Raw genomic sequence first — 13,757 nt, 5'->3', positions numbered from 1 at the left:
GGGTGCGACGCCGGGCGGACCGTACGCCCCGCCCGGCGGCCCGTGGGCCCCGCTGCCCCCGGAGCCGCCCCGCCGCGACCGGCGCGGGCTGCTCGCCGGGTGCGCGGTGTGGGTGGGGCTGGCCTGCACGTGCCAGATGTGCTGCGGGGAGTACGACGACCCGTGGAGCCGGGAGCGCCGGGAAGGACCGTGTGCCAACGCCGACTGCAGCGGCTGCAGTGACTGCTGTAATTGCTGCGACTGCTGCGGGAACTGCTGCGGGAGTTGCTGCGGTGACGGTTGCGACGGTTGCGACTGTGGCTGCGACTGCTGACCTGCCTGTGCCCGGCCTTGTGCCTGCTGCCGTGCCGGAACCTTCGCCTACTCCTTGAGTTCCGGGGGCGAGATCTGCGACTTGGCGATCGCCGAGCCCGTCGTACCCCACTTCTTGAGGATCCTGTCGTACGTCCCGTCCGCGATGAGCCGGTTCACCGCGGCCTGGAAGGCGGGCGTCAGCTTGCTGCCCTTCTCGAAGGCGAAGCCGACGTCCAGACGGTGGAACTCGTTGAGGAACTTCACGCCCTCCTGGTGGGCGACCGCGTAGCGCAGGCCGTTGATCGTGGACATCACGACGTCGCTGCGGCCCTGCTGGAGCGAGGACCAGATGGCGCCCTGTTCGTTGTAGGTCTGCACCTTGTACGGCTTCTCGCCCGCGTCGGCGCACAGGTGCTTGTTGTCCTCCAGCGTGGCCTCGAAGGTGGTGCCCGCGCCGGTCGCGATGTTCAGGCCGCACAGCTGGGCCAGGTCCGTGACCTTGGACAGCTTGCTGTCCTTACGGGTGGCGAAGCCCTGGCCGTCGTTGATGTAGGTGACGAAGTCGATGGTCCTGCGGCGCTCGTCGGTCACGCCGAAGTTGCCGACGCCGAGGTCGTACTTGCCGCTGTCGAGGGCCGGCAGGATCGCCTCGAAGCTTGCCTGCTCGGTCCTGAGCTTGACGCCGAGGACCTTGGCGACGGCGTGCGCGAAGTCGACGTCCAGGCCGGCCAGGTTCTTCCCGTCGTCCAGGATCGAGGTGCCGGGAGGCTGGCCGGAGACGCTGACGGCGATGGTGAGGTCCGACGCACCGGAAGGCAGGAGTTCGGCCGCTGCCTCGTCCTTCCTGACTGCCGACACGACGTCCGCGGTCGGGATCTCGTCGGAGCGGGCGGAGGCGTTGACGGTGTCGTCCGTGCCGGAGCCGCACGCGGTGAGGAACAGGGTCGCGACGGTGATCACGACAAAGGGGGCGATGAGCTTGTTTCGGGCACGCGTGGGCGTACGCATGGCGTGGCGGTCTCCTGGGAGCGGGAAGCGCTGGGTGAGGGGGAGCGCGTGTGAAGGCGAAAGGGAGAAGACAACGGGGAAAACGCGAAAGCGCCCCGCTGGATCAACAGCTCAGGGCGCGCAGGGGGTCAGCTCAACAGGAAGAGGACCACACTCGACCGAAGTCGATGTGGGAGCGCTTGACCAGCCACTGCTGTGGATGCATGGGCCAAGTGGAACAGGCATCCGGTTGTGCGTCAACCGACTTGAGACGTACGGCTCACAGTCCGGACAGCCTTGACAGTGAGGGGAAACCCACCCGTACTCTCAAGGCACGGCCCTGCTGAGGGGCTCGGCCGTACCGTCGCGGCACGTTCCGCGCGTCTCCGTGTGAAGGCACCCACCCGAGTTCTCCCGACTCGATGTCACGGAGCCTTCGCATGTCCTCCGACACCCTCGCCAAAGCCCCCGCGGCACCCGAGATCCCCGAGCAGGCGGACCTGCTGCGGATCGTCCCGCAGCGCCGGATCGGCCAGTGGACCGCCGCCGTCGCCGTACTGGTGCTGCTGGCGCTCGCCGTCAACTCCGTTCTGCGCAACAAGGCGTTCCAGTGGGACGTCGTCGCCGACTACTTCACCTCGGACGCGGTGCTGCGCGGCCTGTGGCTCACCCTGTGGCTGACCGCGCTCGTGATGGTGCTCGGCTTCGCGCTGGGCACGCTGCTCGCCGCGTTCCGGCTGTCGGCCAATCCCGTACTCAGAAGCGTCAGTTGGGGCTACGTCTGGCTCTTCCGGTCGATCCCGATCCTGGTGCAGCTGCTGCTGTGGTTCAACATCGGCGCGCTGTACCCGCAGATCCTCGGCGTGAAGACGGTCGACCTGCTCGGTCCGGTCACCGTCGCGATCGTCGGCCTCACCCTGCACGAGGCCGCGTACGCCGCCGAGGTCGTCCGCGGCGGCATCCTCTCCGTCGACCGCGGGCAGATCGAGGCCGCGCAGGCGCTCGGCCTGAGCCGGTGGCGCCGCTGGCGGCGGATCGTGCTCCCGCAGGCGATGCGCTCCATCGTGCCGCCCGCCGGGAACATGCTGATCGGCACCCTCAAGGGCACCTCGATCGTCAGCGTCATCGCCGTGCAGGACCTGCTCTACTCGGTGCAGCTCGTCTACCACCGCACCTACCAGGTCATCCCACTGCTGATGGTGGCCACCGTCTGGTACACGGTCGTCACGTCGGTGCTCAGCCTCGGCCAGCACTACGTCGAGAAGCACTACGCGCGCGGCTCGGAGCGCACCCGATGAGCGCTCACCGGCCCTCCCTGGTGATCGTCGGCGCCGGGCCGCGGGGGACGGGTCTGATCGAGCGGATCGCCGCCAACGCACCCGAGGTGTACGCCGGTTCGGGCCTCGACATCCATCTGGTCGACCCGCATCCGCCGGGCGCCGGACGCATCTGGCGCCCGGCCCAGTCGCCGCTGCTGTGGATGAACTCGCACGCCGAGGACGTCACCATGTTCACCGACGAGACGGTCGACATGGCCGGGCCCGTGCGGGAAGGCCCGACACTGCACGAGTGGGCCGGCATCGACGGCCGTACGTTCGCGGACCGGCGGCTCCAGGGCGCCTACCTGAGCTGGGTGCACGAGCGGGCGGTGGCCGAGCTGCCGCCGGGCGTCGTCGTCCACCACCATCCACGCCGTGCCCTGCGGGTCGGCGGGCCGCCCCAGGGACGCCAGCAGGTGTGGCTGGAGGGCCGCGCCCGCCCCCTCCTCGCCGACCTCGTCGTGCTCGCCCTCGGCCACCTGGACGCCGAACCCGACGACGCACAGCGCGAGTTGGCGGGGTACGCCCGCGAACACGGCCTCGTCCACCTCCCGCCGGACTTCACCGCTGACAGCGACCTGTCCCGGCTCGCGCCCGGCGAACCCGTCCTCGTCCGCGGCTTCGGGCTCGCCTTCGTCGACCTGATGGTGCTCCTCACCGAGGGCCGGGGCGGGCGGTACGACGGGGACACGTACGTGCCTTCGGGGCAGGAACCGGTCCTGTACGTCGGTTCGCGGCGCGGAGTGCCGTACCACTCGAAGATCGGTTACGACTGGACCGGTGAACGGCCGCCGCTGCCGCGGTTCTTCGGGCCCGCCCAGGTGGACGGCCTGCTCGCCCGGCCGGGCGGCTTCGACTTCCGGCGGGACGTGTGGCCGCTGGTGGAGAAGGAACTGGGCTTCGCGCACTACCACCGGCTGTTCACCGTCCATCCCGGGCGGACGACCGTGGCCTGGAGCGTCTTCGAGGAGAAGTACGCGGCCGTCGACGACCCGGCCGGGCGGGCGGCCCTGGTCGCGTCCGCCGTGCCCGATCCCGCNTCGCGCACTACCACCGGCTGTTCACCGTCCATCCCGGGCGGACGACCGTGGCCTGGAGCGTCTTCGAGGAGAAGTACGCGGCCGTCGACGACCCGGCCGGGCGGGCGGCCCTGGTCGCGTCCGCCGTGCCCGATCCCGCCGACCGGCTCGACCTCGCCGCGCTCGACCGTCCGCTTCAGGGGGTGCGGTACGGGTCGTACGCGGAACTCCAGGAGGGGTTGCGCGCGTATGTCGACGGCGACCTGAGCCGCCGTCACGACCCTTCCCACAGCCCCGACCTGGCCGTCTTCCTCGGGTTGCTCTCCGTCTACGGCCAGTTGGTCCGGCTCGGGGACATCGGCCCCTGGTGGCACGGGTTCTTCAGCTATCTGGCCTCCGGGCCGCCCGGACCCCGGCTGCGGCAGCTGCTCGCCCTCTCCCGCGCGGGCGTGGTGCGGTTCCTCGGCGCGGGCATGACCGTCAGCGCCGGCGGCGGAGTGTTCCGGGCGTCGAGCGCCAGCGTCCCGGACTCCGTCGTGGAGGCCCGGGCGCTGGTCGAGGCGCGGCTGCCCGAGCCGACGGTCGGGCGGGCCCGCGACCCGCTGCTGCGCGAGCTGCACGCCGACGGGGTGGCCGAGACGCCGGACGGGCTGCTCCGGGTGGACCCGGTCGACGGGCGGATCCTCGACCGGGCCGGCCGGCCGCATCCCCGGCGCTTCGCCCTCGGGCCGCACACCGACGCCCGTGCCCCCGGGGCGTTCACCCGGCCGCGCACCGGCGGGCCGGCGTTCCGGCAGAACGACGCGACGGCCCGGGCCGCGCTGGCGTTCCTCGGTGCGCTCTCCGGACGTGCGGCCGCCTGAGACACCCCCCTTCGACCGACCCTCCACTCCCCTCGACCGCCCTTCGACCGCCCTTCGACTGCCTATCGACTGCCTTTCGACTGCCTATCGACTGCCTATCGACTGCTAGGAATCGCGATGACCGTCATGGTCGACATCAGGTCCGTCCACAAGAGCTTCGGCTCCCTGGAAGTGCTCAAGGGCATCGACCTCGCCGTGCGCGCGGGCGAGGTCACCGTGATCGTCGGCCCGTCCGGGTCCGGCAAGTCCACGTTGCTGCGCACCATCAACCATCTGGAGAAGGTGGACCGGGGCACGATCAGCGTGGACGGGGCGCTGGTCGGCTACCGGCGCTCCGGCGACCGGCTCCACGAGCTGCGCGAGCGCGAGGTGCTCAGGCAGCGCACGCGCATCGGCTTCGTCTTCCAGAACTTCAACCTCTTCCCGCACCTCACCGTGCTGGACAACATCATCGAAGCGCCGGTGCACGCGCTGAAGCGGCCCCGCAAGGACGCCGTCGAGTCCGCGCGCCGGCTGCTCGACCGGGTGGGGCTCGCGGAGAAGGCCGACGCCTATCCGAGGCACCTCTCCGGCGGGCAGCAGCAGCGGGTGGCCATCGCCCGGGCGCTCGCGTTGGAGCCCAGCCTGCTCCTCTTCGACGAACCGACCTCCGCGCTCGACCCCGAGCTGGTCGGCGAAGTCCTCGACGTCATCAAGGACCTCGCCCACCAGGGCACCACGATGATCGTCGTCACCCACGAGATCGGGTTCGCCCGCGAGGTCGCCGACACCGTGGTGTTCATGGACGACGGGCGGATCGTCGAGCAGGGCGCGCCCGGTGACGTGCTGGACGCGCCGCGCCACGAGCGGACCCGAGCCTTCCTCTCCAAGGTCCTCTGAGGCCTGCCAAGAAGGGTTTCCCCCATGACCTCATCGCACGGCCGGCGCCTGCTGCACCTGGCCGCCGCCGTCGACCAGCGGGCGGTGTACGACGCCGACTCCTACGTCGCTCTGGCGCGGCTCGCCGAGCGCGGCGGCCTCGACTTCGTGACCCTGGACGACAGCTTCGCCCGCCCCGGCCCCGACGCGCTCTGCGTCCTGTCCCGGGTGGCGCCCGCGACCAGCCGGATCGGCCTGGTGCCCACCGTCACGACCACACACACCGAGCCCTTCCACATCCAGGCGGGCGTCGCCACTCTCGACTGGGTCAGCCGCGGCCGGGCCGGCTGGCGGATCGACGTGTCGACCACCGAGGGCGAGGCCCGCCTCTTCGGCCGGCGGAACGCGGCCCCGGCCGAAGAGCTGTGGCAGGAGGCCGGCGAAGTCGCCGACGTGGCCGCGAAGTTGTGGGACAGCCGGGAGGACGACGCCGAGATACGGGACGTGGCGACCGGCCGTTTCATCGACCGGGACAAGCTGCACCACGTCGACTTCGCCGGCTCCGCCTTCTCGGTCAGAGGTCCCTCGACCGTGCCGAGACCCCCGCAGGGCCACCCCGTGCGCGTGGTCGACGCCACCGAGGCACACGCCCGGCCGACCGCCGCCCGGTACGCCGACGTGGCGCTCGTCCGGGCCGTGAGCCCAACGCAGCTCGCCGCCGCCCGGGACCAACTTCGGCACGCGGCATCGGCGTTCGGCCGGGACCCCGACGACCTGCGGGTCCTCGCCAGTCTCGTGGTCGACCTCGGCGGCGGCGAGTACGCGGCCGAGCCCGGCCACGGCGGGGGCGGCCCCCGGCAGACGGCCGAGGGCCCGCTGTACCGGGGCGGTCCCGTCGACCTCGCCGAACTGATCGCCGCCTGGTACACGGACGGCACCACCGACGGCTTCCACCTCGTGCCCGCCGAGCCCCGCCGTGATCTGGAGCGGCTCGTGAACGGCACGGTGGCGCTGCTGCAACACCGGGGGATGTACCGCACGTTCTACCCGGGCAGCACCCTCAGGGAGCACCTGGGACTCGCCCGGCCCGCCAACCAGTACGCCGTGACCCAGGGAGCGTCATGACCGTACGGCGGCGCCCCGCACGCAAGCGGATCCACCTCGCGGCGCACTTCCCGGGCGTCGACGACACCACCGTCCGGGCCGGTCCCCGCTCCCGGTCCCCGATCGGGTTCTCCTCCTTCGAGCATCTCGCCCGCACCGCCGAACGCGGCCTGTTCGACTTCTTCCTCCTCGCGGAAAGGCTGCGGCTGCGTGAGCACAAGGGGCGGATCCACGACCGGGACGTGGCCGGGCGTCCCGAGTCGCTCACCGTGCTCGGTGCCCTCGCCGCCGTGACCGACCGGCTCGGACTCGCCGCGACCGTCGACACCGCCTGCAACGAGCCGTACGAACTCGCCCGCAGACTGGCCACGCTGGACCACCTCAGCGGCGGCCGGGCGGCCTGGAACGTGGTGACCTCCTCCGACGCCTTCACCGCCGAGAACTTCCGGCGCGGGGGACACCTCGACGCGGCCGACGGCCCTGCCCGCGCCGCCGAGTTCGTCGCCACCGCACGGGAGCTGTGGGACTCCTGGGCCCCGGACGGAGTCTCCCGGCCCTTCGTGCACCGGGGGCGACACTTCGACATCGCGGGCGAGTTCGGAGTCCCGCGCTCCCCGCAGGGGCGCCCGGTCGTCATCCAGGCGGGGGACTCGGAGGAGGGGCGGGAGTTCGCCGCCGCCACCGCCGACGTGCTCTTCACACGGCACGGAACCCCGGAGGCCGGGCGCGCCTTCTACGCCGACGTCAAGAAGCGCCTGGAGAAGTACGGCCGTACCCCCGACGACCTCACGATCATGCCCGGCCTCACCGTCGTCCTCGGCGACACCGCCGCCGAGGCGCGGGAGCGGGCGGCCGGGATCCGGCAGCAGCAGGTCTCCCCGCAGAGCGCCCTCGTCACGCTGGAGCGCATCTGGGGCGTCGACCTGTCGTCGTACGACCCGGACGGGCCGGTGCCCGAGATCGACCCGGTGCCGGAACCGGTGACCACGCGAGGGTGGACCCCGCACGGTGACACCGTGGCGATCGCGGAGAAGTGGCGGGCGCTGTCCAAGGAGAAGGGGTTGTCCATCCGGCAGACCGTGATCGAGGCGGGCGGCCGGCAGTCCCTCGTCGGCACGCCGGAGGCGGTCGCGGCCGAACTCGACGCGCTCGTACGGCGGGACGCGGCCGACGGCTTCCTTCTCGTCCCGCACCTCACTCCGGGTGGGCTGGACGAGTTCGTGGACCAGGTGGTGCCGCTGCTCCAGGAGCGCGGCGCGTTCCGTACGGAATACGAGGGCACCACCCTGCGCTCACATCTCGGGCTCCGCGACCAGGCGTGGAAGGGTTGATCGCATGACGACGGACGAGTCCGCCGCGTGGAAGCGCTGGCACGAGCACCGCGCCGAGACGGTGGCGGCGCCCCACGGACCGCCCGCGCTGACCGGCACGTACTGGCTGGAGGACTATCCGGACGGGCGACTTCCGGACGTCCCAGGGTCATGGAGCGTCGAGGGCGACACGGTCGTCCTCACGGCCGCCGACGGCGACGGTCTCACCGTGGACGGCCGGCCCTTCGCCGGTGAGGTGCGGCTCACCGCCGACGCCGGCCCGGCCGCCGCCGCCCGGGTCGCCCACGGCGAGCGGCGGCTGGTCGTGCTGGTGCGCGAAGGCGTGTGGGGGGTGCGCGACTTCGACCCCGCCTCGCCCGCCCGCCGGGCGTTCCGGGGCATCGAGGCCACGCCCTACGATCCGCGCTGGTCGGTGCCGGGCCGCTTCACCCCGTACGGCGAGGACCGCACCGTACGCGTCGAGAACGCGGACGGACGGGAGCGCGGTCTCGGCCTCGGCGGGGAGCTCGCCTTCAGCCTGGACGGGCGGGAACTGACGCTCCAGGTGACGGTCCAGGGCGACGGCTCGCTGTGGGCGGTTTTCGGCGATACCACGAGCGGGAGGGGCAGTTACCGCTTCAGGTCCCTTCGGCCCGCCGCACCGGACGCCGACGGCCGTACGACGGTTGACCTCAACCGGGCGCTGCTGCCGCCGTGCGCGTTCGCCGACCACTTCATCTGTCCTTTTCCGCCACCGGGGAACACGCTCGGCGTCGCGGTCGAGGCGGGGGAGCGCAACCTGCTCTGAAAAGCGGTCATCTCGCGTAGAACACAGAGATCGTTTAAATGTTGACGGCCGAAAGGCGCCCTTGCGCCTACCGTCCGTTCGGCCGAATATTCCCCACAGCGCTTGTCAGGGGCACGGCGTGTTCGGAATCCGGGCGCCCGGCACCCTGGCTGCGCCTCACGGGCCCGACCCCACGAGGGCCCCCGACTTCCCATGTGGAGGAACGACAAGTGAGGATCAAGCGCACCACCCCCCGTAGCGGCATCACGAGACGGACCCGGCTGATCGCCGTATCCGCCGGCCTCGCCGCCGCCGCAGCGATCGCGATCCCCAGCGCGAACGCGTCCGACGCCCCCACCACTTTCAGCGCCACCGCGCTCAAGAGCGCCAGCAGTTCGGTGCTCAAGGCCGACATCCCGGGCACCGCCTGGGCGGTCGACAGCAAGACCAACCGTGTCGTCGTCACCGTCGACAGCACGGTCTCCCAGGCGGAGATCGCGAAGATCAAGAAGCAGGCGGGCACCGGCGCCGACGCGCTCACGATCAAGCGGACCCCCGGCAAGTTCAACAAGCTGATCCAGGGCGGCGACGCCATCTATGCGAGTAGCTGGCGCTGCTCCCTCGGCTTCAACGTCCAGAACAGCAGCGGCACCCAGTTCTTCCTGACCGCCGGTCACTGCACCGACGGTGCGGGCACCTGGTACTCCAACTCCGCCCGCACCACGGTGATCGGCTCGACCACGGGGTCCAGCTTCCCGGGCAACGACTACGGCATCGTGCGGTACTCCGGGTCCGTCAGCAGGCCCGGCACCGCGAACGGGGTGGACATCACCCGCGCGGCCACGCCGAGCGTGGGCACCACCGTCATCCGTGACGGCTCCACCACCGGTACGCACAGCGGCCGTGTCACCGCCCTCAACGCGACCGTCAACTACGGCGGCGGCGACATCGTCTCCGGTCTGATCCAGACCAACGTCTGCGCCGAGCCCGGCGACTCCGGCGGTTCGCTCTACGGCAGCAACGGCACGGCGTACGGTCTCACCTCCGGCGGCAGCGGCAACTGCACCTCCGGCGGTACCACGTTCTTCCAGCCCGTCACGGAGGCCCTCAGCGCCTACGGCGTCAGCGTCTACTAGGCCCTGACCGCCCCTCGGCACCTGTACGGCCCGGCTGCAGCCTGCAGCGGGACGAGCCCTCGCACGCAACTGTCGTGCGGGGGCTCGCCCTTGTCGGGCCCCGGAGTTACCGTCGACGTACGGGCGGTCACATCGGACCCTGGGGGCCGTGATGGTCGAGGAGCTGGTGGCGGCGGGAGTGACGCTCGCGTCCGCCGGAGCGGTGTACGTGATGGCGGCCGCGCGGGTGGTCAAACAGTACGAACGGGGTGTGGTCTTCCGGCTCGGCAAGCTCCGGCCGCAGGTGCGTGAACCGGGCTTCACCATGATCGTTCCGGGTCTCGACAAGCTCCGGAAGGTCAACATGCAGATCGTGACGATGCCGGTGCCCGGCCAGGAGGGCATCACCCGGGACAACGTGACCGTGCGGGTGGACGCCGTCGTCTACTTCAAGGTGACCGCGCCGGCCGAGGCGGTCGTCCGGGTGGAGGACTACAAGTTCGCGGTCGCGCAGATGGCGCAGACCTCGCTGCGGTCCATCATCGGCAAGAGCGAGCTGGACGATCTGCTGTCCAACCGCGAAAAGCTCAACCAGGGCCTGGAGTTGATGATCGACAGCCCGGCCGTGGAGTGGGGCGTGACCATCGACCGGGTCGAGATCAAGGACGTCTCGCTGCCCGAGACCATGAAGCGGTCCATGGCCCGCCAGGCCGAGGCCGACCGTGAGCGGCGGGCCCGGGTCATCAACGCGGACGCCGAGCTCCAGGCGTCGAAGAAGCTGGCCGAGGCCGCCAAGGAGATGTCCGAGCAGCCCGCCGCGCTGCAACTGCGGCTGCTGCAGACGGTGGTGGCGGTCGCCGCCGAGAAGAACTCGACGCTGGTGCTGCCGTTCCCGGTGGAGTTGCTGCGGTTCCTGGAACGGGCGCAGCAGGCACCGCCCGCGTCACCGCAGCCGGTGCCTGCTGCGGTGGCGCAGCCGGTGTCGCCCGCGGTGCAGCGGCCGGTGCCTCCCTCGCCCCAGCAGCCGGCGCCTCCCGCGGCGGAGTAACCGATGCCTCCCGAGGCGGAGTAACCGATGCCTCCCGAGGTGCAGCAATCGGTGCAGGAGCAACTCCCGTCCGTCGAGCCCCGGCCGAACTCCGATGTCCGAGGGGCGATTTCAAGACAGGACTAGACCTCACAGACTGATGGATATTACTCGCACGTAGTGTTTGCAGCGCGAAGGGCCTGGGGTGACCGTGGACAGTCAAAACTCAAGGGGCGCGCAACCGCGTTCTACGCGCGTCCGGAAGTCGACCTTGTGCGCCCCCTGTGGGGTTCGGAAGAGTGGTCGCTCGTCAACCAGCCTTCCGGTCCACGAGGTCCCCACCGCCTCCGGGCCGACCCCCCACAGGAGGACGCGAGTTGAAGCACCGACGCATACCCAGGCGGCGGATCGCCGTGGCAGGTGCGGGCATCACCGCACTGGTCGCCGCGGGAGTCACCTTCCAGACTGCGAACGCCAGCGAGCCTGCGAACACCCCTGAACCGCAGGTCCTTTCGGCGCTTGCGGCCGGAAAGCTCGCCTCGACGCTCGGCAAGGACCTCGGCGCCGACGCGGCGGGCACGTTCTACGACGCGAAGACCAAGAGCCTCGTGGTCAACGTGGTCGACGAGGCCGCGGCCAAAACCGTCGAAGCGGCGGGTGCCAAGGCCAGAGTCGTGGAGAATTCCCTCGCCGAACTGAAGAGCGCCCGCGGCACCCTCACGCAGGACGCGACCATCCCCGGCACCGCCTGGGCGACCGACCCGACGACCAACAAGGTCGTGGTCACCGCCGACCGAACGGTCTCCGACGCCGAGTGGGCGAAGCTGACCAAGGTCGTCGACGGGCTCGGCGCCACGGCCGAACTCCAGCGTACGAAGGGGGAGTTCAAGCCCTTCATCGCGGGCGGCGACGCCATCACCGGAGGCGGCGGGCGCTGCTCGCTCGGCTTCAACGTGGTCAAGGGCGGCGAGCCGTTCTTCCTCACCGCCGGGCACTGCACCGAGTCCATCTCCACCTGGTCGGACTCCAGCGGCACCGAGATCGGCACCAACGAGGTCTCCAGCTTCCCGGACAACGACTACGGCCTGGTCAAGTACACCGCCGACGTGGACCACCCCAGCGAGGTGGACCTCTACAACGGCTCCGCCCAGCAGATCACCGGCGCGGCCGCGGCCACCGTCGGCATGAAGGTCACCCGCAGCGGCTCCACGACCCAGGTGCACGACGGTACGGTCACCGGTCTGGACGCCACCGTGAACTACGGCAACGGCGACATCGTCAACGGCCTGATCCAGACCGACGTCTGCGCCGAACCCGGTGACAGCGGCGGCTCGCTCTTCTCGGGCAGCAGCGCGATCGGCCTCACCTCCGGCGGCAGCGGCGACTGCACCTCGGGCGGGGAGACCTTCTTCCAGCCGGTGACCGAGGCGCTGTCGGCGACCGGTACGCAGATCGGCTGACCTCGGCCCGCACCGATGGCCGGAACACCTGATCCGGCACCGAGGTCCGGCTTCGTGAAGTCCCGCCCCGCGCACGAGGGGCGGGACTTTCGCGTCGTACGGGAAGGGCCTGCCCGGCCTGCACCGCTTACGTGGTCCGTACAGCCCCACGGCCCCCACGGCCTACGCGGCCCCCACGGCCTACGCGGACCCCACGGCCTACGCGGCCCCCACGGCCTGCGCGGCCTATGAGGCGCCCAGGGCTTAAGTGGTCCGCGCGTCGCTCACGGCGGTCCGCGCGTCCCCCTGGCCGGCGCGTCCCCCCACGGTCCGCGCGTCCCCACGACCTGCGCGGTCCGCACGTCCCCCCACGGTCCGCGCGTCCCCACGACCTGCGCGGTCCGCACCTCCCCCTCGGCCTGCGTGGTCCCCTCGGCCTACGCTGTCCCCTCGGCCTGCGTGGTCCGCTCGGCCCGCGCCGTCCGCACGCCCTGCCTCGGCTGTCGCCCTCCCCGCAGCCCCGCCGCCAGCAGCGTGATCACGATCCCGGCGACCGCCCACGCGGACAGGACCAGTAGCGAGGCGGTCGTGTCGTTGCCCTCGAAGTACGCGATCGAGCGTGCCGTCCAGGTTCCGGCGCCCGGGGGCAGTGCCGGGCCGATGGCGTTCCAGAACGGCGGCAGCATCGGCAGCGGGAAGGCGCCGCCCGCGCTCGGGTTGCCCGCGATCACCACGAGCAGGATCGCGAGGCCGATGCCGACGATCCCGAAGACGCCCTGGAGGGCGAGGGTGGCGGCGCCGACCGCGAAGGTGATCAGGGCGCCGAGGCCCCAGAGGGCCGCCACGCTGCCGGGCAGGGCGTCGAGGACCGGCCCGACGATGATCGCGCCGCCCAGCCCGCCGATGACCGACACCACCGCCATGACGGCCAGCCTGATCACCGCGCGGCGCGGATTGGCGGGCCGGGCGCCGGTGCTGATCGCGAGGATGGAGGCGCAGAGGTAGCCGCCGACGCACCAGCCGACGACCAGATAGAAGGACGACAGCCCGTCGAAGTCCTGGGGGGAGGCCGGCGCCACGTCGACCGTTCTGATCGACCGCTGCTCGGCCTTCTCCAAGGACGTGGTGAGCGTCTCCAGGGCGGTCGCGAGGACCGTGCCGCCGCCGGAGGCGACCAGGAGGGTGTCGGTGGTGCCGGCCGGGTCGACGACGAGTGCGCCGTCGATGTCCCGGTTCATGATCTGCCTTTGGGCCGTCGCCTCGTCGGCCACCGTGCGCGGGTCCAGCGGTGAGCCGGGCAGCCGCTCCAGCCGGGTCACCGTCTGCCGGGCGGCGGCCTGCGGCGCGACGACTCCGAAGGGCACGTCCTTGGGCTTCGGGTCGTGCAGCGCCCCCACATAGGAGGTGATGAAGAGCAGCTGGAGCGCGACCACACCGAGCACGAGCAGCGTCGCCCGCGGGGTCACGGCGTCCTTCACCTCGCCGAGAAACGGGGTACGCGGAGTGTCGGCGCCGGTGGTCTGCGTCATGCCCCCACGGTCCGGGCCACAGGGCGTTTGCGCAGGTGGGACGGGCCCGAACGGATGTCGCACACACATTCGAGATTTGGTCTATGGTGGGGGTGAGGTAGCTGGG

The 13,757-nt window shown here is 71.4% G+C and carries 10 protein-coding genes and 3 pseudogenes; 11 read left to right on the top strand and 2 right to left on the bottom strand.

Annotation, left to right across the window (positions count from 1 at the left end; translation table 11 throughout):
* Positions 1 to 313, top strand: a pseudogene (locus ACWBNA_RS33970) (hypothetical protein); the annotation flags it as partial.
* Between the two features lie 47 nt (positions 314 to 360).
* Here ACWBNA_RS33970 and ACWBNA_RS33965 read toward each other — a convergent pair.
* Positions 361 to 1,302, bottom strand: coding sequence for an ABC transporter substrate-binding protein (locus ACWBNA_RS33965; RefSeq protein WP_482708352.1), 942 nt, complete (start codon positions 1,300 to 1,302; stop codon positions 361 to 363).
* Between the two features lie 419 nt (positions 1,303 to 1,721).
* Between ACWBNA_RS33965 and ACWBNA_RS33960 the strand changes: the two genes are divergently transcribed.
* From ACWBNA_RS33960 to ACWBNA_RS33915, 10 genes and pseudogenes are all read left to right on the top strand, one after another.
* On the top strand, positions 1,722 to 2,579 hold the full coding sequence (locus tag ACWBNA_RS33960; RefSeq protein ID WP_482708351.1) for an amino acid ABC transporter permease: 858 nt from the start codon (positions 1,722 to 1,724) through the stop codon (positions 2,577 to 2,579).
* A pseudogene (locus ACWBNA_RS33955) lies at positions 2,576 to 3,597 on the top strand (FAD/NAD(P)-binding protein); the annotation flags it as partial. The gene ACWBNA_RS33960 and the pseudogene ACWBNA_RS33955, both read left to right, overlap by 4 nt.
* A 45-nt stretch (positions 3,598 to 3,642) precedes the next feature.
* Positions 3,643 to 4,482, top strand: a pseudogene (locus ACWBNA_RS33950) (serine/threonine-protein kinase); the annotation flags it as partial.
* Positions 4,483 to 4,599: 117 nt separating this feature from the next.
* A complete protein-coding gene (locus ACWBNA_RS33945) occupies positions 4,600 to 5,361 on the top strand; it encodes an amino acid ABC transporter ATP-binding protein (protein ID WP_482708350.1) in 762 nt (253 codons plus the stop codon).
* A 24-nt stretch (positions 5,362 to 5,385) separates the two neighbouring features.
* The gene (locus ACWBNA_RS33940; RefSeq protein ID WP_482708349.1) at positions 5,386 to 6,465 is read left to right on the top strand and encodes an LLM class flavin-dependent oxidoreductase; all 1,080 of its coding nucleotides are present in this window, start codon (positions 5,386 to 5,388) and stop codon (positions 6,463 to 6,465) included.
* Positions 6,462 to 7,775, top strand: coding sequence for an NtaA/DmoA family FMN-dependent monooxygenase (locus ACWBNA_RS33935; RefSeq protein WP_482708348.1), 1,314 nt, complete (start codon positions 6,462 to 6,464; stop codon positions 7,773 to 7,775). The genes ACWBNA_RS33940 and ACWBNA_RS33935 overlap by 4 nt, the downstream gene beginning before the upstream one ends.
* A 4-nt stretch (positions 7,776 to 7,779) precedes the next feature.
* Positions 7,780 to 8,562, top strand: a complete 783-nt coding sequence (locus ACWBNA_RS33930; RefSeq protein WP_482708347.1) for a DUF1684 domain-containing protein — start codon at positions 7,780 to 7,782, stop codon at positions 8,560 to 8,562.
* A gap of 209 nt (positions 8,563 to 8,771) precedes the next feature.
* The gene (locus tag ACWBNA_RS33925) at positions 8,772 to 9,677 is read left to right on the top strand and encodes a S1 family peptidase (RefSeq protein ID WP_482708346.1); all 906 of its coding nucleotides are present in this window, start codon (positions 8,772 to 8,774) and stop codon (positions 9,675 to 9,677) included.
* A 151-nt stretch (positions 9,678 to 9,828) separates the two neighbouring features.
* On the top strand, positions 9,829 to 10,704 hold the full coding sequence (locus ACWBNA_RS33920) for a slipin family protein (RefSeq protein WP_482708355.1): 876 nt from the start codon (positions 9,829 to 9,831) through the stop codon (positions 10,702 to 10,704).
* Positions 10,705 to 11,060: 356 nt separating this feature from the next.
* Positions 11,061 to 12,143, top strand: coding sequence for a S1 family peptidase (locus ACWBNA_RS33915; RefSeq protein ID WP_482708345.1), 1,083 nt, complete (start codon positions 11,061 to 11,063; stop codon positions 12,141 to 12,143).
* Positions 12,144 to 12,559: 416 nt separating this feature from the next.
* Here ACWBNA_RS33915 and ACWBNA_RS33910 read toward each other — a convergent pair whose 3' ends face one another.
* Positions 12,560 to 13,651, bottom strand: a complete 1,092-nt coding sequence (locus ACWBNA_RS33910; protein ID WP_482708344.1) for a DUF3533 domain-containing protein — start codon at positions 13,649 to 13,651, stop codon at positions 12,560 to 12,562.
* Positions 13,652 to 13,757: the final 106 nt, after the last annotated feature.

The organism is Streptomyces sp. Q2, assembly GCF_056820935.1.
Note: the sequence above shows the minus strand (reverse complement) of the source record. Positions and strands in the feature narration are given on the sequence as shown.